General features: G+C 51.6%; 22 protein-coding genes. 12 read left to right on the forward strand and 10 right to left on the reverse strand.

Annotated features, from left to right (window positions below):
- Positions 1-64: 64 nt before the first annotated feature.
- The 6 genes from DEV76_RS22200 (at position 65) to DEV76_RS22225 (ending at position 7,306) form a co-directional block, all read left to right on the forward strand.
- The gene (locus tag DEV76_RS22200; protein WP_109700146.1) at positions 65-1,381 is read left to right on the forward strand and encodes a DUF5074 domain-containing protein; all 1,317 of its coding nucleotides are present in this window, start codon (positions 65-67) and stop codon (positions 1,379-1,381) included.
- Between the two features lie 2 nt (positions 1,382-1,383).
- Entirely contained in the window at positions 1,384-3,378 is a 1,995-nt protein-coding gene (locus DEV76_RS22205; RefSeq protein ID WP_109700147.1) for a TonB-dependent receptor, read from the forward strand.
- A gap of 14 nt (positions 3,379-3,392) precedes the next feature.
- Entirely contained in the window at positions 3,393-4,529 is a 1,137-nt protein-coding gene (locus DEV76_RS22210) for a YncE family protein (protein WP_109700148.1), read from the forward strand.
- A 36-nt stretch (positions 4,530-4,565) separates the two neighbouring features.
- Positions 4,566-5,741 (forward strand): PKD-like domain-containing protein, encoded by a 1,176-nt coding sequence (locus DEV76_RS22215; protein ID WP_109700149.1) that lies wholly within the window; start codon positions 4,566-4,568, stop codon positions 5,739-5,741.
- A gap of 67 nt (positions 5,742-5,808) precedes the next feature.
- Positions 5,809-6,714 carry a mechanosensitive ion channel family protein gene (locus DEV76_RS22220; protein WP_109700150.1) on the forward strand — a complete coding sequence of 302 codons (906 nt, stop codon included), beginning with the start codon at positions 5,809-5,811 and terminating at the stop codon, positions 6,712-6,714.
- Between the two features lie 43 nt (positions 6,715-6,757).
- Complete coding sequence (locus DEV76_RS22225) at positions 6,758-7,306, forward strand: hypothetical protein (protein WP_232827022.1); 549 nt, start codon at positions 6,758-6,760, stop codon at positions 7,304-7,306.
- A gap of 106 nt (positions 7,307-7,412) precedes the next feature.
- Here the strand turns inward: DEV76_RS22225 and DEV76_RS22230 are convergent, their stop codons facing one another.
- The 3 genes from DEV76_RS22230 to DEV76_RS22240 form a co-directional block, all read right to left on the reverse strand.
- Entirely contained in the window at positions 7,413-8,195 is a 783-nt protein-coding gene (locus tag DEV76_RS22230; RefSeq protein WP_157963042.1) for a hypothetical protein, read from the reverse strand.
- A gap of 1,238 nt (positions 8,196-9,433) precedes the next feature.
- Positions 9,434-10,414 (reverse strand): DUF481 domain-containing protein, encoded by a 981-nt coding sequence (locus DEV76_RS22235; protein WP_157963043.1) that lies wholly within the window; start codon positions 10,412-10,414, stop codon positions 9,434-9,436.
- Positions 10,415-10,593: 179 nt separating this feature from the next.
- Positions 10,594-10,851 (reverse strand): hypothetical protein, encoded by a 258-nt coding sequence (locus DEV76_RS22240; protein WP_109700153.1) that lies wholly within the window; start codon positions 10,849-10,851, stop codon positions 10,594-10,596.
- 254 nt (positions 10,852-11,105) lie between these two features.
- Here DEV76_RS22240 and DEV76_RS22245 point away from each other — a divergent pair, with 254 nt between their 5' ends.
- Together DEV76_RS22245 and DEV76_RS22250 are read left to right on the forward strand one after the other, a co-directional pair.
- A complete protein-coding gene (locus tag DEV76_RS22245) occupies positions 11,106-13,286 on the forward strand; it encodes a S9 family peptidase (protein WP_109700154.1) in 2,181 nt (726 codons plus the stop codon).
- A gap of 96 nt (positions 13,287-13,382) precedes the next feature.
- On the forward strand, positions 13,383-13,775 hold the full coding sequence (locus tag DEV76_RS22250) for a hypothetical protein (RefSeq protein WP_109700155.1): 393 nt from the start codon (positions 13,383-13,385) through the stop codon (positions 13,773-13,775).
- A gap of 71 nt (positions 13,776-13,846) precedes the next feature.
- Here the strand turns inward: DEV76_RS22250 and DEV76_RS22255 are convergent, their stop codons facing one another.
- The 3 genes from DEV76_RS22255 to DEV76_RS22265 are packed head-to-tail and all read right to left on the reverse strand — an operon-like array spanning position 13,847 to position 15,983.
- Complete coding sequence (locus DEV76_RS22255; RefSeq protein ID WP_157963044.1) at positions 13,847-14,482, reverse strand: VIT1/CCC1 transporter family protein; 636 nt, start codon at positions 14,480-14,482, stop codon at positions 13,847-13,849.
- Positions 14,479-15,714 (reverse strand): ornithine--oxo-acid transaminase, encoded by a 1,236-nt coding sequence (gene rocD, locus DEV76_RS22260; RefSeq protein ID WP_109700157.1) that lies wholly within the window; start codon positions 15,712-15,714, stop codon positions 14,479-14,481. The genes DEV76_RS22255 and rocD overlap by 4 nt, the downstream gene beginning before the upstream one ends.
- 8 nt (positions 15,715-15,722) lie before the next feature.
- A complete protein-coding gene (locus DEV76_RS22265) occupies positions 15,723-15,983 on the reverse strand; it encodes an acyl-CoA-binding protein (RefSeq protein WP_109700158.1) in 261 nt (86 codons plus the stop codon).
- 175 nt (positions 15,984-16,158) lie between these two features.
- On the opposite strand from DEV76_RS22265, the gene lepA reads away from it, so the two are divergent.
- Both lepA and DEV76_RS22275 read left to right on the forward strand, forming a co-directional pair.
- Positions 16,159-17,952 (forward strand): translation elongation factor 4, encoded by a 1,794-nt coding sequence (gene lepA, locus DEV76_RS22270; RefSeq protein ID WP_109700159.1) that lies wholly within the window; start codon positions 16,159-16,161, stop codon positions 17,950-17,952.
- Positions 17,945-18,604: a Dph6-related ATP pyrophosphatase gene (locus DEV76_RS22275; protein ID WP_109700160.1), complete on the forward strand. Its 660-nt coding sequence runs from the start codon at positions 17,945-17,947 to the stop codon at positions 18,602-18,604. The genes lepA and DEV76_RS22275 overlap by 8 nt, the downstream gene beginning before the upstream one ends.
- Positions 18,605-18,676: 72 nt before the next feature.
- On the opposite strand, the gene DEV76_RS22280 is transcribed toward DEV76_RS22275, so the two are convergent.
- Both DEV76_RS22280 and manA read right to left on the reverse strand, forming a co-directional pair.
- The gene (locus DEV76_RS22280; RefSeq protein WP_109700161.1) at positions 18,677-19,270 is read right to left on the reverse strand and encodes a DUF6580 family putative transport protein; all 594 of its coding nucleotides are present in this window, start codon (positions 19,268-19,270) and stop codon (positions 18,677-18,679) included.
- 35 nt (positions 19,271-19,305) lie between these two features.
- The gene (manA, locus tag DEV76_RS22285) at positions 19,306-20,520 is read right to left on the reverse strand and encodes a mannose-6-phosphate isomerase, class I (protein WP_109700162.1); all 1,215 of its coding nucleotides are present in this window, start codon (positions 20,518-20,520) and stop codon (positions 19,306-19,308) included.
- A gap of 39 nt (positions 20,521-20,559) precedes the next feature.
- Here manA and DEV76_RS22290 point away from each other — a divergent pair, with 39 nt between their 5' ends.
- Both DEV76_RS22290 and DEV76_RS22295 read left to right on the forward strand, forming a co-directional pair.
- On the forward strand, positions 20,560-20,916 hold the full coding sequence (locus DEV76_RS22290; protein WP_109700163.1) for a YraN family protein: 357 nt from the start codon (positions 20,560-20,562) through the stop codon (positions 20,914-20,916).
- A 208-nt stretch (positions 20,917-21,124) separates the two neighbouring features.
- Entirely contained in the window at positions 21,125-21,412 is a 288-nt protein-coding gene (locus tag DEV76_RS22295; RefSeq protein ID WP_157963045.1) for a hypothetical protein, read from the forward strand.
- A gap of 424 nt (positions 21,413-21,836) precedes the next feature.
- Here the strand turns inward: DEV76_RS22295 and cdaA are convergent, their stop codons facing one another.
- Entirely contained in the window at positions 21,837-22,646 is an 810-nt protein-coding gene (cdaA, locus tag DEV76_RS22300) for a diadenylate cyclase CdaA (RefSeq protein ID WP_109700165.1), read from the reverse strand.
- 29 nt (positions 22,647-22,675) lie between these two features.
- Positions 22,676-23,536, reverse strand: coding sequence for a dihydropteroate synthase (folP, locus tag DEV76_RS22305; protein WP_232827023.1), 861 nt, complete (start codon positions 23,534-23,536; stop codon positions 22,676-22,678).
- Positions 23,537-23,541: the final 5 nt, after the last annotated feature.

Genomic DNA, 23,541 nt, shown 5'->3' on the forward strand with positions numbered 1-23,541 from the left:
GTGATGTTGCTTATCAATGCATTTGCATCCCGGATGGGTGTTTTTGCTATAAAACGACCTACATATGAAACTACATGTACGCATTGCGCTCGGAATGGCCATGATGGCCGCCGTTGCCGCCTGTAACAAATCGAACGATGTAAAGCTCTCCGGCCCCAAAGTACACGCCGCCAAACCTGAGCAAACCATCGCCATGGGGCAGTCCCTCGAACTGAAACCTGAATTCACACAGGAATCAGGCATCTCTTTTAAATGGACCGTTAACAACGAACCCGCAGGCACCGAACCCTCCTTCACTTTCAAGCCCGGCAAACTGGGCGACTACAAGATCACTTTCACCGCATCTACCACACGCGGCAAGGATTCTGCCGTATACCGCATCAATGTACTGGGCCAGTATGCCAATGGCTTCTATGTGCTCAACGAAGGCTGGTTTGGTACTGAAACCGGCAGCGTATTCTTCTACACCTATGGTGCAGACACCCTGCTACCCTGGGTTTACCATGCCGTGAACCCCGGTAAAGACCTCGGCGGCCTCGCTAACACCCTGCAATACGGCGCCATCCACAACGGCAAACTGTATATGGTAGTTAAAGCCGGCGGTCCGCTGGTAGTGACAGACGCTACCACCCTGGTAGAAACCGGCCGTGTAAACAACGTGGTTTCCGGCAAAGGCATGTCCTTCACCGGTCTGGATGCTACCCGTGGACTGATAGGTGCAGACGACGGCATTTATCCCATCAATCTTACCACCCTCGCCATAGGCGCTAAAATAACCGGCGTTAGCGGCGCAACCGGCAATATGGTGAAAGCGGGCAACTACGTGTTTGCGCATAACCAAACCAGCGGCATGGTGGTACTCAATGCCACCACCTATGCAGTGGCAGGCAATCCTTTCAAAGCCACTATCGGTTTTGTTCAGGGGAAAGACGGCAGGATATACGGCGCGAAAGACTCCCTCCTCATGTCTGCCCATCCCACCACACTGGCCATCGATTCTGTAAAGATGCCCTTCAAAGCCGTAACACCTTTCGGCGCATGGAGAAGCGTACAGATGACGGCTTCCACCATCAATAACCACATCTTCATCGCGCAACCCGGCGCAGGATGGGCTTACGGCACCAGGCTGTACCGCTATACCATCGGTACGCCTTCCACACTGGCAACACCGTTTATCACCCTGCCCGCAGGCCAGTACTTCTATGGCTCCGGTGTAAACTATGATCATCATACCGATGAGCTGGTGATCACCACCATCAACGGGCCCTTCTCCGGCAACGTGAACCGCGTATTGTTCTACAACGCTCAAACCGGCGCCCTGAAGAAGACAGTAACTTATAACGGCTGGTACTTCCCTGCCATGACTGTGATGCAACCATAACTATGATATCCTCCTGGAAAATCCGCTGCTTCGGAGCCTGCCTGCTATTTGCAGGCAGTGCCTCCGCGCAGCAATTGTCCGATTCGGTGAAGATCCGCGAGCTACAGGAAGTGAGGGTATACGCCCCACGACCCGTCCGCGAGATCTCACCCGGACAAACATTACACGGCAAACAACTGCAAAGACTGGGTGGCCAGTCAGTAGCAGATGCCATCCGCTTTTTTTCCGGTATGCAGATTAAAGATTACGGTGGCGTAGGCGGCCTCAAAACCGTTGACGTACGCAGTATGGGCACCAACCATACCGCTGTATTCTACGACGGCATACAACTGGGTAATGCGCAGAACGGGCAGATAGACCTTGGCAAGTTTTCTCTTGAAAACATGCAGGCCGTTTCCCTTTACAACGGGCAAAAGAGCAACACCTTCCAGCCCGCCAAAGACTACAGCGCTGCTGCCGCCATTTACCTCACACCCCTTAAACCGGTGTTTGCGGAAGGCGAGCATATGCACCTCAAAGGAACCGTGAAAACAGGATCGTTCAGCCTGTTCAACCCATCCGTCCTTTACCAGCAGCAACTCACCAAACGCACCGTGATGGCCCTCAATGCCGAGTGGCTGAACACAAACGGGCAATACAAATTCAGGTACCGTAAAATAGGCGGATACGATACTACGGCCATGCGGAAGAACGGAGATGTAAACGGCTACCGTGCCGAAGCATCGTTCCATGGCAATATCCCTTCGGGCGACTGGCAAACGCGCTTCTACTATTACAATTCCGAACGCGGCCTGCCGGGCTTTGTGGTGAACGGGGTATTCGGGCATATCGACCGGCAGTGGGACCGTAACTTCTTCTGGCAGTCGCAGTTCCGGAAAGACCTTTCGCGCCGTTACAGTATCCTCATCAATACCAAATACGCCAACGATTACACGCGGTACCTGGCGCCGGATACGCTGCTGCTGTATGTAGATAATAACTACCGCCAGCGGGAGGCTTATGTATCACTGGCGCAGGAATACAAGATCAGGAACTGGTGGACGGCCGGGCTTTCCACCGACTATCAGTACAACACCCTGCATGCCAACCTCCGGAATTTCTCTTTCCCGAGGAGGCACACCCTGCTGGGCGCACTCAGCACATCGGCTACCCTGCAGCGCTTCAGCGCACAGGCGGCCTTGCTGATGACGCTCATGAACGAAAGCGTAAAACTGAATACCGCATCGGAACCTAAAAAGGAATTCACGCCTTCACTGGTATTGTCGTGGCAACCGCTGAAGAACGAAGACTTCAGGGTGCGGGGCTTCTACAAGCACATCTTCCGCATGCCTACGTTCAACGATCTGTACTATACCGAAATCGGCAACTCACGTCTTGATCCGGAATACACCCGCCAGTATAACGCCGGCCTTACCTATAACAAATCTCGCACAGGCCATACGCTGGAAACTATTTTCCTCGAAGCTGACGCATACTACAATGAGGTAACGGGTAAGATAGTGGCCGTGCCTACGGTAAGCCAGTTTCGCTGGACGATGATGAACCTCGGCTTTGTAAAGATCAAAGGAATGGATGTTCGCGCCGGGGCCTCGGTAAGCTTATCCGACCGCCTGAAAACAAACGCCCGCCTGAGTTATACCTATCAGCAGGCGCAGGATCTCACCGATCCCTCAGACAGTTTTTATGGCGATCAGATCGTTTACACCCCCAAACATTCCGGGTCACTGATTGCAAGCGCCGATTATGGAGACTGGGGCATGAACTACAGTCTTATTTATACCGGTGAGCGTTACAATGCCAAAGCAAATATTCCGGAGAACTATCTGCAGCCCTGGTATACCAGCGATTTATCGTTAAGGCGGGCCATGCGTTTCGGTAAAACGGAGCTGTCGGTCACCTGCCAGGTCAATAATGTTTTCAACCAGTACTACGATGTAGTGCTCAACTATCCCATGCCAGGAAGGAACTACAAAGCCATCCTGAGCGTGCAACTGTAATAAAATAACGAACCATGCATAAAATACTGTTCCGGATACTGTGCTGCCTGTGGCTGCTGGCTACGGCCTGCCGCAAGGGCGATCATATTGTGCCTCCGGTGGTAACACCGGTAGATGAAGCAGGGGAAAACGGATACCTCGGGTTCTACCTGCTCAACGAAGGCAATATGGGCAGCAACAAGGCTTCCCTCGATTATTATGACTACACCACCGGTAAATACAACAAGAACATCTACGCCACCATCAACCCCAATGCCGTAAAGGAACTGGGAGATGTGGGCAACGATATCCGCATCTATGGCAGTAAAGTATACGCCGTAATTAATGTATCCAATAAGGTGGAGGTGATGGATGCCCTTACCGCCAAACGCATCGGCCAGATCGATATTCCCAACTGCCGGTACCTCGCATTTGCCAATGGTAAAGCCTATGTGAGTTCTTATGCCGGTCCGGTAGAAATAGATCCCAACGCACCCATCGGGTATGTGGCGGAAGTGGATACCGCCACGCTGAAAGTGATCCGCAAAGTAATAGTAGGCTACCAGCCGGAAGAAATGGCCGTAGTAGGGAAGAAGCTGTATGTAGCCAACAGTGGCGGGTACCGCGTGCCGGACTACGACCGCACCGTTTCCGTTATTGACCTGGAAACGTTTAAAGAAACCAAAAAGATCGATGTGGCCATTAACCTCCACCATGTGAAGGCCGATTCTTACGGCGATCTCTACGTAAGTTCCCGGGGCGATTATTACACCGTACAACCTTCCCTGCATATCATTGATACGAAAACGGACCAGGTAAAGAAGATGTTTGACCTCGCTGTCAGCAACCTCTGGTTATCAGGAGATACCGCCTATATCTACGGCTCCGCCTTCAACTACAACACCGGCGACTGGACCATCAGCTACAACATGCTCAACGTTAAAACGGAAACCGTTTTACCCGGCAGCTTCATTACCGACGGCACAGACAAACAGATCAAAATGCCCTATGGCGTTGCGGTTCACCCCATCACGAAGGAGATCTATGTGACCGATGCACGCGATTATGTTTCGCCCGGAACACTTTACTGCTTTGATAAAGCGGGTAAGAAGAAGTGGTCTGTCGTAACCGGAGACATCCCCGCACATATCGCTTTCCTCCCTGTACCATAAAGCAATAATTATTTATCAAAAAACAACCTTAAACATATGAAAAGACATTTATCATGGCCCACGCTGGCACTGATCCTCGGTGTGGCCGCCTGTTCAAAGAACGACGACGCCACAGAACTGAAAAAGATCCCTGCTATTGACCTGAAAGCACCGGCAGGCGGCTTCACCATCGACCAGTCGCAGTGGCTCCGTATTGCTCCCCAGCTCACGAATGCCGACGGCGCCACCTATGTATGGCTTTCCGGGGCAGATACCCTTTCCACCTCCCGCGATCTGCTGCATGTATTTGCTGCTCCCGGCGAAACGAGCCTCGAGCTGAAAGTGAAAACTGCAGCCGGTGAAGCAAAGCAAACCGTGAAAGTTACCGTGAACGCTCAGGTTTATACCAACGGAGTATTCAAAGTATTCGATTATGTACCCGCCCCCGGCCAGTTCACAAACGTACTCCCTTCCTGGGCTGAAGGCGACGATGCCGCGAAAATGATCGCTAAAGCAGAGGAATCCCTGAAGAGCAACCGCGCCATCTCTCTCGGCGGCTTCGGCGGTTATGTGGTAATGGGCTTCGACCATACCATCATAAACATCCCCGGCGCTTATAACTTCCAGGTTACGGGCAATGCTTTCAATAACTGGGCAGAACCCGGTGTGATCCAGGTATCTGCAGACGTGAATCGCAACGGTTTGCCCGATGATACATGGTACGAGATCGCAGGATCGGATTACAACCACGAGAAAACCGTGCATAAATACGAGATCACGTATTACAAACCGGCTGCAGACAAAGTACCTACCCCCAACAACGATTATCCCTTCATCACCGATTCCACTTACATTAAATGGACCGACAACCAGGGCAAATCAGGCTACTACTCTAAAAACTCCTTCCATGCCCAGAACTATTTCCCTAACTGGAAAGGAGATAAGCTGGTACTAAGCGGCACCAAGATCCGTGAAGACCATCTCAGGGACCAGTCGGGCACCGGTTCCTATTACGTACTCCCTGCGCTGGATTTCGGATATGCCGATAACTGGAGCAATGGCGACGAGAAATCCGGTATCAAAATCAGCTGGGCGGTTGACGATAAAGGCAAACCTGCCAACCTGAAAGGCATCGATTTTATCCGCGTACACACGGGTATGCGGGCTGAAGGCGGATGGCTCGGCGAAGTGTCTACCGAGGTAGGCGGCGTGAAGGATCTCAATCTGAAATAATATTTAACAAATTGTCCCGGTGGTATTTTGCCGGGACAATTTCCATTTTGCGTAAATTTGTAGCCGAATGGTAATAGATCAGGCTACATATAACAGGAAGAAAGTCCGCAGACAGGTATTGATATTCATCGCCAAAATACTGGTGTATGCGGCCGTTGTTTATATTAATCTTACACAGAAGAAGCTCTTCGACAAGTATGAAGTACTGGGCAGCATCTCCAACGCCCTTTCCCTTTTCCTGGGGGCTAACCTCCTGATTTCCATTGGCTGGCTGGTGATGATCAGCTGGTATCTCAAGAAAAACCACCTCCAGCGCCTCACCCGCGACAACTTCGTGCTGGGCATCAACCGCATCAGTTCCGTACTCAATACCATCATGGCCCTCGTATCGGTCATGGTTCTTTTCGGGGTAAACCCCGTGAACATGTTCGTGAGCGTCAGCATCGCCGCGGCTGCCTTTGCGCTGCTGACGAAAGATTATGTAACGAATATGATCAATGGCCTCATCATCATGTTCTCCGACCAGCTGTCGCTGGGCGATCAGATCAGGGTGGGAGAGTATCGTGGTAAAGTGCTCGATATTACCCTCATCAACGTAGTGCTGCAGAACGATGATGATGACCTGGTGCTCATTCCCAACTCGGTCATATTTTCGACCATGGTGCTGAACCAGAGCAAGCAGAATATTAAGAAGCTCACCATCGAGTTTGAGCTTGATCTCAAGTACCAGTCGTCGCCCGACGAGCTGGAGCAATCCCTCAAAGCCGTGTTGCGCCCCTTTGCCTCCAATATCACCGAAAACAGTTTTTCGCTGAAGATCCTGGAGATCAAAAAAGACCTCGTGCATTACAAGGTGCAGTTCCTCATACCGCGGCCCGATAAGGAAACGGAGCGTAAAATGCGCCGTAAGCTGATCAATACCATCCTTTCTTTTTCCGGACGGGAAGTGAATGCCACTGAAAACGACGGTTGATATCCGGGCATTTATTATCTTAGGCCACCTAAAATCAAATGACATGATGGAAGAACTGACCGCAGGCATCGGCTCGCGCGTGCAGCATGCGCGCTACGGGCCGGGCGTGATCATCGGCGTGAAATACGCACAGTATGTTGTGACATTTATCAATGAAGGCGTACTGGAAGTAGATAAAACCGATCCTAAGTTTGAAGTGCTCTATTCCGAGAACCGTACCGCCGAAATAGAAACCGCTTCCGAGCTGGAAACCTCCCTGCTCAAGATCCTCCGCCTCTGGAACGGATTCTCCGAAGTAGTACCCCTTGGCGACCGCTGGACAGGCGGCACCATGACCCTCACGCCGAAAGACAGCAGCCAGAAAGGGAAGGATGTGCCCATTGAAGTGTTCTTCCACAAGATCGTGATGGTGCGCGACAGGCTGCGCGTACTGGAGCAGCAGATCAACGCTCACAAACTCCTCAGCGATGAAGACAAGGTGAATATGCAACAATACATCACCCGCATATACGGCTCCCTTACCACCTTCAACGTCCTGTTCCGGGACAAGGAGCATTGGTTTACGGGAGAGAAAGGGGGGAAAGAAGATTAAACAAAAAAGCCTGCCGCTAAACAACGACAGGCCCTGGATAACACAATGGATACCGGCCCGGGCGATTAAAGTCCGGGCCTATCTTTTTCATGCAAAAAAAACAAGATCAAAATACCCCTAACACCTTCGCACTACCCGCCCTCTTCACGGTCCGGGTTTCGTTGAACGGGTCTTTTCTGCCCATTTCAACGCCTATCGCCAGCAACAGTGACATGCCTTCTGTCAGTTCCGTTTCCAGCTGCAGCTCAATATTAGTGGCCGGAAATGTGGCGCCGCGGTTGGTCCAGTCGGTATAGTGAATCTGCACCTCCTGCGTGTCTTCCTTCACTGGCATGCCGTGCTGAAATACCACATCGCTCACAATCCCCAGCGACAAAACCAGCCGGTAATAGGGGTCTTTCGTAACGGGGAACAGATTTACCTCCGGAATGAGGGCCGGGATGCTGATGCCGGAAGAACGCTCTTCGCGGTTATTCCTTACCGTTACCGGGTGGCGGACGATGCTGTCGAACACCTGGATATCATTCAGAGAGAAGCCCTGCAGCATGTGCCTGCAACGGGAGAAATACATATTCCTTTTACCGCGATCACTGATGGTGTCCTGTACCTGCACGCGTTTTCCCAGTGCATTGAGGCGCCCGGTAAACTGCGGGTCGCCCAGGTGCATTACCGGGAAAAGGGCATGGCGGATGCTTCCGGTCAATAGCATACCGGCCTGATGTTCGGTATTCAGCTCACGCGTCCGCACAAACGCAGGGTCATTTTTAATCTGATCCCTGGTGGGGCCGCCTTTCTGGCGGAGAATTACTTTGTCGGAACCATACATCTTATAGGCCGACATACCGCCCAGCGGTCCCTCGAAGTCAAATGGTCCATTTATGCTTGCCATATAATAAAAGGTTTAAGCCATAGATGCATGAACCTGCGGAAAGGGTGAACCGCCTATATCACTATTTTTTTCCGGGGATATCCCGGGGATAAGCCGCCCTTATATAGGGGCGGCTTATGGGCGGCTTAAGGGCGGGATATAGGCGGCTTAAGGGCGGCTTATCTCTACCGGAAGATAGCCGCATCTATGAAGAAAGACCGGGGAAGTGATGCATGAAATCTGTGGAAATTGGTAATCAGACTACCTGGTTATATACTCCAAACCGGTAAATAGTAACCACTGGAACATCGGAATAGAAGAGTGACCTCTTATGTGAGGTAGTCGGGCAGTACAGGTAATTGGGGTTTAACCCATCATTCCCTTCGATAGGAGTACTGCATTTATAGGGATGACCTCTTTTATGAGGTCGCTTCATAAGGTGGGAAATTGGGTTATATCCCAGCTGCCTACCGGGAACAAATGCTTCTTTTGAAAGGATGACCTCTTTTGTGAGGTCACTTAATACTGCAGGAAATTGGTCTTTGACCCAGCGGACTTCCGGAAACTGACGCTTCTCTTGAAAGGGCGACCTCTTATGTGAGGCCATTTAATACTGCTGGAAATTGGGGGTTGACCCAGCGGACTTCCGGACACTGATGCTTCTTTTGAAAGGATGACCTCTTTTGTGAGGTCACTTAATACTGCAGGAAATTGGGTATTGACCCAGCGGTCTTCCGGAAACTGATGCTCCTTTTGAAAGGGTGACCTCTTTTGTGAGGTCACTTAATGCTGCTGAAAATTGGGGTTTGACCCATCGGGCTTCCGGAAACTGACGCTTCTTTTGAAAGGGTGACCTCTTTTGTGAGGTCACTTAATAATGCCCAAAAATGGGGTTTGGCCCATCGTTTTTGATCCGGACCATCTGTCATTACACCATAATTGAAGGCTCAGAAACTGGTCTTTTCAATCAGGGGAAACCTCAATTTCAGTTCTTCGAACCGCCCGCGTCCCCCTTTTTTCCCGGAGCTTTAGTGAGAAATAAACCACCAGGCAGCTGAAATACGCATCTAAACAGGGGAAAGGGGCTTTTCTCCCTCAAAACCCTATTTGTGTAAATATTCCCGGAATAGGCAGGGGAATTCACCAAGCAGGAAGTCAATTCGTTATGTATACGTACTAACGGCAAAGGGTACACTCCGCTGAATAATTTGCGTAAAATGGACGGAATTATAAAACCCCATGGTAAGGGGCGAAATACGTCAGAAAGTATAGCCAATACCGAACACCATACTCAGATCGGAGGTGCCGTTGGCGGATACCGACGGACGGCTGTCGTACGAATTATACACCGCGATATTGACGTTGAAATCCGTGATGATTTCCCAGGCTAAACGTGTTTCGCCTTCCAGGCGCGTTCGGCCATGTTGGCGGATACCGAAGTAGAGGGTTTGGGTGGTGGCGAGGCTAACGGCCGGCGCGGTGTACTTGAATGCATTGAAGGTAAAAGCAACCGGCACTTCGGCAATGTTACCGCTTCGGCGGCCGTCGATATAACGCTCCTGGTTCATGACGATGCCCGCTACTACCCGGGCATGGAGGTGGGGGCTGAGCAGTACTTTGGTGCCTAGTCCCACGCTTTGGGAGAAGCGGCGTATCAGTCCGAGTTGCAGGTTTCGTTCATAAGCCACCGTTATGGCGGGGAAGATGAAAGGGGTAAGATCATAGAGCACCTGTATGTTCACATCCTCCCGTTCCCGGCTCACGGAATCATCCTTATTAAAGCTGGTGATGCTGGAAATGGTAGGGCGTACCTCGTAGTGGCGCTCCTGCATCCGGAGGGCGGCGTCGGTATTCAGGCGGCCCGTGCCGGAGTTCTTCGTGAAAGAATACCCTGCTGAAAAGCTGCCCTGCACCTGCCTGAAGATGCCGCTCCGGAAGTAATACAGGGTAAAGATCTCCGTGATCTTTACATCCTGCCCCATCATATGGATATAGCCGCTTTGGGCGGAAGGGAGAATTTTACCGAAATACATCTCGCCGTTGAGGGTTTCCACTTTAAAGTCGTGAACCGTGGCGGAAAGGGTGCGGATGTTGTGACGGCGGATGTTCAGCACGGCACTGCCATTGGCCTTAAACTGAACGATGCCCACGGTGATGCTGCGCAGTTCCCCTATGATACGGGTGCCGTTAACCATCCACAGCGTGTCGATCCTTTGGGAATGGGCTTTAAAGCAAAGCAACAGGAAAAGGGTAGTGGCGATATGTATGCGGGTGAGGATAGCTTGCGGTTTACAGTATTACAAGCAGGCCCCGGAAAAGGTTCGTAAACAGGCAGTTGGGAGAAACAAAAAGCGGCGCCATGGGAGGCGCCGCTTCATATCAGTAGTTAAATTGTAGCGTATTCAGTGTTCGGAAGGGATCAGTAGTATTCAAGCTCTTCCCCCCTTAAAGTGCATTCGATCTGATGTTTGACAGGCGCACTAAAACCTTCCAGTTCAATGTTTGGCCGCTCATCGAGGCAGATACGGATCTTACCGTTCTCCTGTACAATCACTTCGTGGATTGGCTCGAGCAACGCAAACAACATACGCCGGCCGCTTTCAGCGATCTGGTTCATGATGGAATCTTCCAGGTTCACGAACTCTCGGTTTTTGTAAGAATAAGATACTGTTACCATTTTCTTAGTTTTTCAATAGGATCAAAGTTTCATAAAAATACGACAATTTATAAATTGTCAAAATTTATTATGAATAATTTCATTAAAAGTCATGCTTCTATGTCACAATAGCAAGCTCCTAACTGATCAAATGACATTTTACACCCATGGAATGCAATAACCGGGCCGGTCAGTTGCCGCTTACATAATTGCTTCTGGCGCATTAGCCCGGAACCCTTATTTTTATGGCTTCAACAATTACCTCAAACCTATCTATGCGTCCCATTCGTTACTTTTTATTGATCGGCGTCTGCTTCCTTTACAGCGCCGTAACCTTCGCGCAAAAACTACAGTGGAACAAAGCCGGCACTGCCTTTTACCAGGAAGAAGGCCACCAGATCTATTCCATCCCCGTTCCCGGCCTGGAGCCCGCTCCGTTCATCACCGCGGAACTGCTCACGCCCGCAGGCACCCAATCACCCTTATCGGTTAAGAGCTTCCAGCTGTCAGACAACGAAAAGCTCGTGCTCCTTTTCACCAACACCAAGCGTGTATGGCGCTACGAAACCAAAGGAGACTACTGGCTGCTGGACCGTACCACCCGCAAGCTCCGTCAGCTCGGGAAAGGGCTCCCGGAAGCTTCTCTTATGTTCGCCAAATTATCGCCGGACAATAAACAGGTGGCATACGTAAGCGGGCATAACCTCTATACGGAAGACCTCGCCACCGGTAAGATCTCCCAGCTCACCAAAGACGGTAACCGCCGGCTTATCAACGGTACCTTCGACTGGGCTTATGAAGAAGAATTCGGCTGCCGCGACGGTTTTCGCTGGAGCCCGGACAGTAAAAGCATCGCCTACTGGCAGATTGATGCCCGGCAGATCCGCGACTTCCTCATGATCAATAACACCGATTCCATCTACTCTTTCACCATTCCGGTGGAATATCCCAAGGCAGGTGAAAGTCCTTCCCCCTGTAAAGTGGGTGTGGTAAACCTCGCCACCAAAAAAACCGTATGGATGCAGGTACCCGGCGACAGCCGCCAGCACTACATTCCCCGTATGGAATGGGTGCCCGGCAAGCAGGAGCTCATCATCCAGCAACTGAACCGCAAGCAGAATACTTCCAAAGTAATGCTGCTGCAACCCGCTACCGGTGCCGCCAAAACCATCCTTACTGAAACCGACAATGCCTGGATCGATGTGAAATCGTACTGGGATGATGGCGACATCACCGGCTGGGACTGGCTGCAGGGCAATAAATCCTTCGTATGGGTGAGTGAAAAAGACGGATGGCGCCACCTGTACCGCGTCTCTGCAGACGGTACGCAGGAATCCCTGCTTACCCCCGGCGATTATGATGTGATCTCTGTTTCGAGCATCGATGAAGCCAACGGCCGCATCTATTTCCTCGCTTCTCCTGAAAACGCTACGCAGCAATACCTGTACTGGGTACCCATCGCAGGCGGCAAGGCTACCCGTCTTACCCCCGCCAGTCAGCCCGGTACACATGCTTACGATATTGCACCCGGTGGTAAATATGCCGTGCATGGTTACCAGAACCACCAGTTGCAGCCCGACAGAGAAGTGGTTTCCCTCTCTTCGCATGAAAGCCTGAGCAAGAAAACCGACTTCGCAGCAAAGGCGGCCGCCGCTATAAAAGAAGGCAGCCATCTCCGCTTCTTCCAGGTAACTACGGAAGATGGTGTAACACTCGACGGATGGATGAGCCTGCCCGCGCGGTTCGATTCCACGAAGAAGTACCCCGTGGTATTCTATGTATACGGAGAGCCTGCTTCCTGCACCGTAAAAGACACTTACGGCAATGGCATCAACCCGCTCTACGGCGGCTCCATGCCCGACGACGGATACATCTACATTTCCCTCGACAACCGCGGCACACCAGCTCCCAAAGGCCGCACCTGGCGCAAGAGCATCTACCGCAAGGTGGGTATCCTCAATGCCCGCGATCAGGCGATGGCTGCCAAAGAGATCCTGAAATGGAACTATGTAGATAAAGACCGTGTGGCAGTATGGGGCTGGAGCGGCGGCGGGTCCATGACCCTGAACCTGCTTGGCCAGTATCCGGAGATTTATAAAACCGGTATTGCCGTGGCAGCAGTTGCCAACCAGCTTACCTACGATAACATTTACCAGGAACGTTATATGGGTCTGCCGCAGGAAAACCGGGAAGATTTCATACAGGGATCGCCCATCACCTATGTGAAGAACCTGCGCGGAAAGCTGCTGTACATCCATGGAACGGGAGACGATAACGTGCATTACCAGAACGCGGAAATGCTCATCAACGCGCTGGTGAAACACAATAAGGTTTTCCAGCTTATGAGCTACCCCAACCGTTCGCACGGTATCTATGAAGGAGAGGGCACCTCAGAGCACCTCTCTGCCACCTACACAGAATTTTTACGGAGAAACTGCGCCCCCGGGGCACGTTAACCGTATAATGATAAAAATCACCTTCCGGTATCCGGGAGGTGATTTTTCTTTTTCGGAGATAACCGTTTACTTTGCGGGCTAATTATAAACCGGAACATGAGAAGAAACGCCATTATCGGCCTTATTGCCATCGTCATCGTTATCATCTGCGCCTGGCTGCCCTGGATCACCGTACAGGCCGATGAAGGGCTGCGTACCTACACAGGTATGCAGAGTGAAGGCTCCAGCTTCGGGGAACCCGGCAAGCTGAGCATCCTCGTTGCGGGGCTGACGGGCATCCTCTTCCTCATTCCGAAAGACTGGGCAGCCCGCGTTAACCTTTTTACGGGTGGCTTTCTTGCTGCATGGTCGTTCCGGAACCTGCTGCTCTATTCCCGTTGTGAAATGGGGCTTTGTCCGGACCGCCACATTGGTCTCTGGCTTTCGCTCATCGCATCACTCACCGCATTTGTATGTGTGCTGATGTACCGTAAAAAATATGTGAAGTAATCAGCTTCTGCTAATAAGAAACAGCCGGCACAGGGAATCCCTTGCCGGCTGTTTTGTTTGTATCAGTTTGTCTATATCGCGGAGCCAATGAGGTAGGAGGCGAGTACTACAACGCCCCCGGTAAGGAGGTAGCGCATGGTCATGCCCAGGAGGTGCTGGCCGGTGATGCGGGACTTCATCCATCCAAACACCAGTAAGGCCAAAAGACTGATTATCATACTGGTTCGCCCTGCTGCTGAGAAATCTTCCTGCATCAGGAAAGGCACAAAAGCGATGAGTCCGCCAAGGAAGAAGAAGCCTCCCGTGAACAGGGTGCTGCGGAGGGCATGGCGGAGGCCAAACTCCTGCAGGGGTACTTCTTCGGCTTTGAGGGTGGCTTCCCACTGTGCCTGGTCTTTTTCCATTTCACCGGCAATGTGGGCGATGGTAGGCTGGGGGATGTCGAGGTTGCGGAGCTTCTGCTCTTCCTCGGGCGTCATCACACCTTCCTCATCTTCGCCCCGGTTAGCCCTGAACACTGCAATCATCATCAGGAGCGTGGCAACGCCGAGGATGATGAGGTGGAGGGTATAGAAGGCCTGCACCGTGAGGCTCTTCGTGTAAAGGATCTGAGTGGTGAAAAGCAGGAGCAGCACGCCGTCGGGGAACCCGATCATGAGGTCGGTTTTCCAGCCGGAGCTGCGGATGGCTTTTTGCGGTTTACTCATGACAGCGCTTCGAGGCTTTGCTGAATAATGCCCACACATTCCTTTACCTGGGCGGCAGTAATGGTGAGGGGAGGTGCGAAGCGGATCTTATCGCCATGCGTGGGCTTGGCGAGCAGGCCGTTCTCCTTCAGTGCAAGGCAGAGATCCCATGCAGCATCCGGATTATCATGTATAATTTCAATAGCGTTGAGCAGTCCTTTCCCACGGATATCGCGGATATAGGGCGATTGCAGGTTGCGGAGGCCCTGGCGGAGGAGTTCTCCCATTTCCCGGGCGTTTTCTGCCATATGCTCGTTACGTAACACTTCCAGTGCAGCCATGGCCACTTTGCAGGCAAGCGGGTTGCCGCCGTAAGTGGAGCCATGCTCGCCCGGTTTAATGGTGAGCATCACGGCATCATCCGCCAATACGGCTGAAACGGGGAGCATACCGCCGGAAAGGGCTTTACCTAGGATGAGCACATCGGGGCGAACATTCTCATGATCGCAGGCCAGCATTTTACCCGTACGGGCAAGACCGGTCTGTATTTCATCGGCAAGGAAAAGCACGTTCGCATCCGTGCAGTATTGCCTTACGGTTGATAAATATCCTTCGTCGGGCACTTTCACCCCGGCTTCGCCCTGTATGGGTTCGAGGAGGAAACCGGCCACATTGGTATCCTGCAGGGCGCGGGCCAGGGCAGGAAGATCGTTGAACGGGATCACTTCATAGCCCGGCATATAGGGGCCGAAGTTGCGCCGCGCAACGGGATCGGTACTGAAGGACACCACGTTAAGGGTACGGCCATGGAAGTTTTCGGCGCAAACGATGATCTTGGCCTTGTTTTCCGGGATGCCTTTCACGACATAGCCCCAGCGGCGGCAAAGCTTCAGCGCGGTTTCCACGGCTTCCACGCCGGAGTTCACGGGCAATACACGGTCGTATCCGAAGTAACGGGTGATATAGGCGGAATATTCGCCGAGGAGGTCTGAATAAAATGCGCGGGAAGTGAGCGTAAGGCGGGAAGCCTGTTCTACAAGTGCAGCCACTATCTTCGGGTGGCAGTGGCCCTGGTTTACGGCAGAGTACCCCGACAGGAAATCGTAGTATCTTTTCCCGTCCACATCCCATACAAACACGCCTTCCCCTTTTGTGAGCACCACCGGCAGCGGATGATAGTTATGCGCGCCGAACTGATCTTCAAGGTCAAGGAAATGTTGTGCTTTCTCCGTAATCGTATAATTGGGTACCATATTCAAAATTACTTATTCTTCAGCTGATTCACGAGATCTATATAGTCCTGCATGGCGGTCTCCTTCGCTTTGCCTTTCAGGTTATTCCAGGCATCATACTTGGCTTTACCCACGAAATCGAACATATTGGCAGGAGGCTCCACATTTATATCGCCTTCGGTAGCCTGTTTGTACAGGGAGTAGAGCTGGAGGAGAATGTCGTTATCTGGTTTAGTGTCAAGCGTTTTGCTGGCTGTTACGGCCGCTTCGAAAGATTGTTGCAGTGCCATGGTCTGTATTTTAGCTTTAAAAGTAAAGAAATACCCGCAAAAGGCGGTTTGCCGCTTTAAAGAAGATTAAAATTTAATACCTTTGCGCAAATAATCAATTACGGATTGCCTGCCGCGGATAACGAATGATTTACGCGTAGCGCGCGGTGGTACGGTTCGTAATTTTGTCTTTTATATGAAGAATATCCGGAATTTCTGCATTATTGCGCATATCGACCACGGAAAGAGTACCCTGGCCGACCGTTTACTGGAGTTTACCAAAACGATTTCTGACCGGGACATGCAAGCCCAGGTGCTGGACGACATGGATCTCGAACGGGAGAAGGGCATTACCATCAAGAGCCACGCCATCCAGATGAGCTATACCGCCAAAAACGGCGAGCAATATATCTTTAACCTGATCGATACCCCCGGCCACGTAGACTTCTCTTACGAAGTATCCCGTGCACTGGCCGCCTGCGAAGGCGCCCTGCTGCTGGTAGACGCCGCCCAGGGCATCCAGGCTCAGACCATCTCCAACCTGTATCTCGCAATGGAGAATGATCTCGAGATCATCCCGGTTATCAATAAAATCGACATGGCAGGCGCCATGATCGAGGAAGTAAAAGACCAGATCATCGAACTCATCGGTGTGAAAGACGAGGACATTCTCCTTGCTTCCGGTAAATCCGGCATCGGCATCGAGGAAATCCTCGAAGCCATCGTTACCCGCATCCCGGCACCCTCCGGCGATGTGCAGGCACCTCTCCAGGCTTTGATCTTCGACTCCGTATTCAACTCCTTCCGTGGTATCATCGCATACTTCCGGATCTATAACGGTTCCCTCAAAAAAGGCGATAAAATACGCTTCGTCAACACCGGCGAAGAATATGAAGCCGCCGAAGTGGGCATCCTGAAACTTGGCCTTGAACCCAAGAATGAAGTATTCGCCGGAGACGTGGGATACATCATCACCGGTATCAAAACTGCCAAGGATGTGAAAGTGGGTGATACCATTACCCGCGCCAGCAACCCCTGTAAAGAAGCCATCCAGGGCTTCGAAGAGGTAAAACCCATGGTATTTGCCGGTATCTTCCCCGTAGTAACCGAAGATTTCGAGGAGCTGCGCGATTGTATGGACAAGCTGCAGCTGAACGATGCCTCGCTTACCTACGAGCTGGAAACATCCCAGGCACTGGGCTTCGGTTTCCGTTGCGGCTTCCTCGGTATGCTACACATGGAGATCATCCAGGAAAGGCTGGAACGCGAGTTCAACCAGACCGTAATCACCACCGTTCCCAACGTAGGCTTCATTGCTTATGATACCAAAGGGGTGAAGATCATCGTAAACAACCCTTCCGAAATGCCTGATCCTACCAAGATGGAAACCATCGAGGAACCCTGGATCCGTGCACAGATCATTACCAAGCCCGATTACATCGGTAATATCATGACGCTCTGCCTCGGCAAGCGCGGCATTCTCCTGAACCAGAGCTACCTCACCACCACCCGCGTGGAGCTGATGTTTGAACTGCCACTCACGGAGATCGTGTTCGACTTCTACGATAAACTGAAAAGCCAGACCCGCGGCTACGCCTCTTTCGATTATACCCCGATAGGCTTCCGTGAATCCGATATCGTGAAAATGGACATCCTGCTCAACGCAGAGAAAGTGGATGCCCTCAGCGCCCTTATCCACCGCACCCGTGCGCAGGACTTCGGCCGTAAGCTTTGCGAAAAGCTGAAAGAGCTGCTGCCCCGCCAACAATTCCTCATCGCCATCCAGGCTGCCATCGGCGCCAAGATCGTAGCGAGGGAGAACATCAGCGCCATGCGGAAAGACGTTACCGCCAAATGTTATGGTGGCGACATTTCCCGTAAGCGTAAACTGCTCGAAAAGCAGAAAGAGGGTAAGAAGCGTATGCGCCAGATCGGTAACGTGGAAGTACCGCAGGAAGCATTCCTCGCCGTACTTAAACTGGATGACTAATCCCCCTGAAAATATCATTTGTTCCTGGAGTGGCGGGAAAGACAGCTGTTTTGCGCTGATGACCGCCGTAAAGCAGGGCCACAGGCCTGTTGCACTCCTGAACGTACTGAACGAGAACGGGCAGATATCCCGCTCCCACGGCCTGCCGCCTTCCTTACTGGAACAGCAGGCCGCGGCGCTGGGACTGCCCGTTTTGCTGCAACCCTCTACCTGGAAGGAATACGAAACCCATTTCGTGCAATCCCTCCGCCAGCTTAAATCCACTTACAACGCTACCGCCGCCGTATTCGGCGACATCGACCTTCAGCCGCACCGCGACTGGGAAGAGAAGGTTTGTTCCGCCGCTGGGCTTACAGCACTATTGCCCCTCTGGCAGCAGGAACGCAAAGTTCTGGTATACCGCATGCTGGAACAGGGGCTTAAATGCCGCATTGTTTCCTGTAATACCGTGCTGGGAGAAGAATTTCTGGGCCGGGAAATGGATGATGTACTCATTGCTGACCTCGAGGCTGCAGGAGTGGATGTATGCGGGGAAAACGGGGAGTTTCATACGCTGGTAACGGATTGCCCTTTGTTCAGCGTACCGGTGAAGCTGCCGGATTATAAAAAGGTACGGCATGAAGAATATTGGTTCCTGCAATGGGAGCATTAAGTAGTTGCAGGAAATAAAAAAGCGGTCCGGGAATTAACCAGACCGCTTTTTTTATGTGCCTTATGCAATATGCTATGCGATGGAAGTTTCTTTGCTTTCCTTGCGCACGAACACCGGTTTCAGTACGGCATAGGCGCCGAACAGGAGGGCGCTGTAAAATACGTTGCCCATGATGGTGTTGAGGAAGAAGCTGCCGAAGAGGTCCTGTTTGTAGAACGGAATGGCAGACCAGTAGCAGGTGAGCAAACCGGCGAATGTGTGCGGATACAGATCACGGAAAAGGAACGTGCCGAGGTTAGACATCAGGAAGAAGATCAGTCCGGATGCTACCGCGCCGAGGAATACACGGCCGGCAGTTACTTTACGGATGCGGGTACCGATGAAGGTTACCAGCATGAACCCTGCATATACGAACAGCATTTCGCCGCCATAGATACCCTGGATATTGGTAAAGAAATGAAAGAAAAGATCGCTCAGGAGGAGAGAAACAAGGGGCACTGCATATGCGTACTTCTTGTCTTTCAGCATTACACCTGCGAACAGCGCACCAGCGCCAAGGGCGGTAAAGTTATAGATCTCGAAATAATTGGTCACCAGCCGTCCCAGTATGCTGATGAAGATCAGCACGGTTACGAGGATAACGTTGGATAAATTTTCTTTCTTCATAAATGCGCTCGTTTGCTTGTTACAAATATAACCAATTATGGGATTGCCGCCTTGAAAATCACCAGATCCACACCGGATACAATCCTGTATGCGGCTTTATATGCGGCGAACACCGTGGTGCCTTTGGCAAGGTTGAGCGTGTTGCCACCCGGGCCTTCCGCACGGCCGGTGCCATCCAGCACGATCCATGTTTCGGGCGCTTCGGCAGTGTGGCTATACGTTTCACCTGCACGGAGGCTGATACGGCTTAACACGAAATCGGGTGCCGGGGTGGGGTATATGCGTTCCTTTCCGTCGTGGATAAGATCGCCTTTCAGGATATTGGGATGTACGGCTTCGAAGCGGGTATGCTTCAGCAGCTCGGGCACATCGATATGCTTGGGGGTGAGGCCACCGCGGAGCACGTTATCTGAATTCGCCATCAGTTCTGCGTTCTGGCCTTCGAGATAGGCATGGGGGATACCTGCGTCCTGGAACACGGCATCACCGGGAGCCACGTTCATAATATTAAAGAAGTAGATGGAGAAGATGCCGCGATCGAGACGGTCCATTCCCTGGGGATCGTTATCGATGGCCCTGCCGGTCCAGAATGCGGGATCTTCTTTTGAGAGTGAGCCTGCGCGGTATGCAGGGAGGGCTCTTTCTGCGAGGGGGCGCAGGAGCGTATTCACCTCTTCCTGTGGCATTTCCATCACTGTTTTGTAGAGGCCGAAGTAGCCATCTTTTTCAAACACCGGCAGGAGGGATGCGAACTCCGGAACGGAGGACAATACACTGCGGAGGCGTGGTTCTGGGAGGAAGCCGTGCAGGAGCCAGAAGTCGCTCAGCGCCACCATGATCTCCGGCTTGTGGTTCGCATCTTTATAATTACGGTTTGCAGCATTGAGGGGTACGCCGGCTTCGTTCTCCCGCGCAAAACCTTTTTCTGCTTCCGTTTTGGTAGGGTGTACCTGGATGGAGAGCATATCTTTCACATCGAGGATCTTGAAGAGGTAGGGCAGTTCTCCGAAGCGGGAAGCTGCGGCGGCGCCAAGGGCACCTGCGGGGTCTTCAGCAATCCAGGCATTGAGGGGCTGGTTATTGCCATCAGACCGGAGCATGGATGGAGCGCTCTGATGTGCGCCCATCCAGTATTCGGCACTGGGCTGATCGGTAACGGGCAGACCCAGCAGTTCGGGAATATACCGGAAGCCGCCCCAGGCGTAATGTTGGACTTTTCCTGTCAGGTAAAATAAATTCGGGTCTCGCATACTTTTCCTTTATTAAGCCGTAAAAATAGACAAAAACGCATGTCTTGCGACCATACACTCGGGAAATTAGGGGAACAGCTGGCTGCAGAGCACCTGGAGGCAGACGGTTACCACATCCTGCACCGTAACTGGAAGGCGGGGAGGAAGGAGGTGGATATTATTGCCGGGAAGGACGATACCATCATTTTTATGGAGGTAAAAACCCGCAGCTCGAAGTATTTCGGGATGCCGGAGGAGGCGGTTGGGTGGAAGAAGGAGGAGCATATGCGGCGGGTGGCGGAGCAGTGGCTGGAAAGGTATGGGAAAGGGGTGCGACAGATACGGTTCGATATACTGTCGGTTTTCATTATTCCGGGTTGTACGCCGGAGATCCTTCACCTGGAAGATGTGTTCTGATAACAGGGTATTTACCTGTTAAAATGCCTATCGATTGCAGGGTTTCAATTCTGCCTGAAACCCGCCGCAGGCGTGGCGCAGGACCGCTTAACACTGAGTTAACAAAATTGAAATATGAAAGAATTTAAATAGTTGTATATTTGACCATCTTATCCAATAATCATCTCCTGTACAAGAACCTGCCGTCAACCAAGTAAAAAGGTTCTTTATGCAATACTGGAGTATTTTAGTTTTCATCCATACATACCTAACCGCGCCGTCACTGTTGACTGTGAACAACGACAGTATACGGTTGAAGATCTCTACGCTGGAACGTCAGGCAGGCATGATACCCTGTACCATCTATAACGGGCAAAACATGCCGGTTAAGATCATCCCGCTCGATGGAGGCCACTGCCACGGCGAGTACACCATCCGGCTTTCCGCCCTGCCCGACGGCGAATACAAGCTCCGGGTAAGCGATTATCAGACAACATTCCGGCTCAGCCGGCACTAACATAATTCGATCATTACTATCATCATCCCCCCAAACATAGATCCTCCCGGTAAAACGGGAGGACTTTGTATTTATAGAGGCTACACTTCCATAAATCCCCCCATCAACCGTATTATAACCGTATTGTTACCGTATTAAAATTGTGCAGAACCCTTATTATTACTGCATTCTACGTGCTCTAACCGTATTGTAACCGTATTAAAACCGTAGTCTAACCGTATTACAACCGTATTGTTACTATATGGCTGTAGTATAAGCATAGTAAAAGCTTAGCAATAATATAGTACGGATACCGTAATAGTTTTTTAAGACTACTGCCGGTAAATAAGTGCTGCTTTTAGTGCCGGCAGGATTGTATATACTTAGAAAAAAAATCCCCCCGCGGCTGCGGAGGGATGTTAATGTTTTATGAATAACCGGATCCTTACAATCCGTCTACCAATACTTCATACAACTTCACCTTCAGTTCTTCCAGCGATACGTTTTGTACGAGCTGTCCGTCCTGCGCATAAGAGATCGTTCCCCGTTCTTCCGAAACAATAATAGCCAGGTTGTCGCTATGCTCCGTAATACCTACGGCACTTCTGTGTCGCATCCCGATACGGGTTGGCAGGTTAGGGTTCTCAGACATGGGCAGGATCACCTTGGCAGCGAGGATCTTGTTGCCGACAATGATCAGCGCACCATCGTGCAGGGGACTGTTCTTCTCAAAAATACTTTCCACCAGCTTGGCACTCACGTTACCATCAATGGCGATGCTCGATGCGGTATCGAACTTCACACGGTAGGTGGTTGAGATCACGATGAGTGCGCCGGTTTGGCTGGCAGCCATATGTCCTACAGCTACAATGATCTCATTGATGATATGCTCTTCTTCCTTATAGCTTTTGAAACGGTCGGGCAGGAAGAGCTTGGTGAGGAAAGAATCTTTACTGAGCGGCGTCTTTTTTCCCAGTACCAGCAAAAACTTCCGGATCTCGGGCTGGAAGATGATAATAATGGCGATGAGGCCGATGTTGATGAAATTCTCTAAGATATTGGTGAGGATCGGCATCTGCAGGGAGCGTACGGCAAAATATGCTGCATACACCATGAGCAGTCCGATAAAGATATTGAAAGCGAGGCTGCCCTTCAGCAGGCGGTACAACTGGATAACAAGGAAAATCACTATCAGCAGGTCCACAACATTCAGCCATCGAAACTCAAATCCGTAAAATTGGTATACATCCTTCATATGTCTGTAAAAATAGAAATATTTGGCAACTACGCGCTTTCCATGAAAGAAACAATCCGCACTGCCTCCACCGCTTCTTTTACATCATGCACCCGGAGGATGGATGCACCCCGCTCCAGTGCGGCGGTATGTAACACCGTGGTTCCATTCAGAGCTTCCGCGGCACTGGTTCCCAATAATTTATACACCATCGACTTGCGGGATACACCCGCCAGTATTGGCGCCCCCACAATATGGAGCATCTCCATCCCTCGGAGCAGCTGGTAGTTGTGTGCCAGCGTTTTACCGAATCCGAAGCCGGGGTCGAGGATGATATCATGGATACCGGCGGCGCGGCAGGCTTCCGTTTTCTGAATGAAGTAATCCAGCACTTCCTGCACTACATCCTCATACTGAGGGTTTTTCTGCATGGTGGCAGGCGTGCCCTGCATATGCATGGCTATGTATGGCGCACGGAGGGCTGCAACGGTAGGGATCATTTCAGGGTCCATATCCCCGGCACTGATATCGTTTACGATAGCCGCCCCCGCCAGGATACACTTCTCGGCCACGGAGGCGTGATAGGTATCGATGGAGATCACGGCTTCAGGGAACTTATATAATATAGCGTGGATGGCAGGGATGAGGCGGGCGGCTTCTTCGGCGGCGCCCACTTCAGGCGCACCCGGCCGGGTACTCTGGGCACCGATGTCGAGGATGGCGGCGCCTGCTGCCAGTAAGTCTTCCGCACGGACAACGGCATCGTGCAGCTCACGGCTGCGGCTGTCTGCATAAAAGGAATCATCGGTCACATTAATGATCCCCATTACCAGCGGCTCTGCGAGGCTCAGCAACTTTCCCCGGCAGCTAATGGTGAAATCTTTCCGTAATGATGTATTTTTGAAACGCAAGAGGC

The organism is Chitinophaga deserti (assembly GCF_003149455.1).
Taxonomy (GTDB): Bacteria; Bacteroidota; Bacteroidia; order Chitinophagales; family Chitinophagaceae; genus Chitinophaga; species Chitinophaga deserti.

What these genes read in the sequence shown, in the direction of transcription:
- DEV76_RS22200 (WP_109700146.1), top strand. Translation starts at nt 65, where the DNA reads ATGAAACTACATGTACGCATTGCGCTCGGAATGGCCATGATGGCCGCC.
- DEV76_RS22205 (WP_109700147.1), top strand. Translation starts at nt 1,384, where the DNA reads ATGATATCCTCCTGGAAAATCCGCTGCTTCGGAGCCTGCCTGCTATTT.
- DEV76_RS22210 (WP_109700148.1), top strand. Translation starts at nt 3,393, where the DNA reads ATGCATAAAATACTGTTCCGGATACTGTGCTGCCTGTGGCTGCTGGCT.
- DEV76_RS22215 (WP_109700149.1), top strand. Translation starts at nt 4,566, where the DNA reads ATGAAAAGACATTTATCATGGCCCACGCTGGCACTGATCCTCGGTGTG.
- DEV76_RS22220 (WP_109700150.1), top strand. Translation starts at nt 5,809, where the DNA reads ATGGTAATAGATCAGGCTACATATAACAGGAAGAAAGTCCGCAGACAG.
- DEV76_RS22225 (WP_232827022.1), top strand. Translation starts at nt 6,758, where the DNA reads ATGATGGAAGAACTGACCGCAGGCATCGGCTCGCGCGTGCAGCATGCG.
- DEV76_RS22230 (WP_157963042.1), bottom strand. Translation starts at nt 8,195, where the DNA reads ATGGCAAGCATAAATGGACCATTTGACTTCGAGGGACCGCTGGGCGGT.
- DEV76_RS22240 (WP_109700153.1), bottom strand. Translation starts at nt 10,851, where the DNA reads ATGGTAACAGTATCTTATTCTTACAAAAACCGAGAGTTCGTGAACCTG.
- DEV76_RS22245 (WP_109700154.1), top strand. Translation starts at nt 11,106, where the DNA reads ATGCGTCCCATTCGTTACTTTTTATTGATCGGCGTCTGCTTCCTTTAC.
- DEV76_RS22250 (WP_109700155.1), top strand. Translation starts at nt 13,383, where the DNA reads ATGAGAAGAAACGCCATTATCGGCCTTATTGCCATCGTCATCGTTATC.
- DEV76_RS22255 (WP_157963044.1), bottom strand. Translation starts at nt 14,482, where the DNA reads ATGAGTAAACCGCAAAAAGCCATCCGCAGCTCCGGCTGGAAAACCGAC.
- rocD (WP_109700157.1), bottom strand. Translation starts at nt 15,714, where the DNA reads ATGGTACCCAATTATACGATTACGGAGAAAGCACAACATTTCCTTGAC.
- DEV76_RS22265 (WP_109700158.1), bottom strand. Translation starts at nt 15,983, where the DNA reads ATGGCACTGCAACAATCTTTCGAAGCGGCCGTAACAGCCAGCAAAACG.
- lepA (WP_109700159.1), top strand. Translation starts at nt 16,159, where the DNA reads ATGAAGAATATCCGGAATTTCTGCATTATTGCGCATATCGACCACGGA.
- DEV76_RS22275 (WP_109700160.1), top strand. Translation starts at nt 17,945, where the DNA reads ATGACTAATCCCCCTGAAAATATCATTTGTTCCTGGAGTGGCGGGAAA.
- DEV76_RS22280 (WP_109700161.1), bottom strand. Translation starts at nt 19,270, where the DNA reads ATGAAGAAAGAAAATTTATCCAACGTTATCCTCGTAACCGTGCTGATC.
- manA (WP_109700162.1), bottom strand. Translation starts at nt 20,520, where the DNA reads ATGCGAGACCCGAATTTATTTTACCTGACAGGAAAAGTCCAACATTAC.
- DEV76_RS22290 (WP_109700163.1), top strand. Translation starts at nt 20,560, where the DNA reads ATGTCTTGCGACCATACACTCGGGAAATTAGGGGAACAGCTGGCTGCA.
- DEV76_RS22295 (WP_157963045.1), top strand. Translation starts at nt 21,125, where the DNA reads ATGCAATACTGGAGTATTTTAGTTTTCATCCATACATACCTAACCGCG.
- cdaA (WP_109700165.1), bottom strand. Translation starts at nt 22,646, where the DNA reads ATGAAGGATGTATACCAATTTTACGGATTTGAGTTTCGATGGCTGAAT.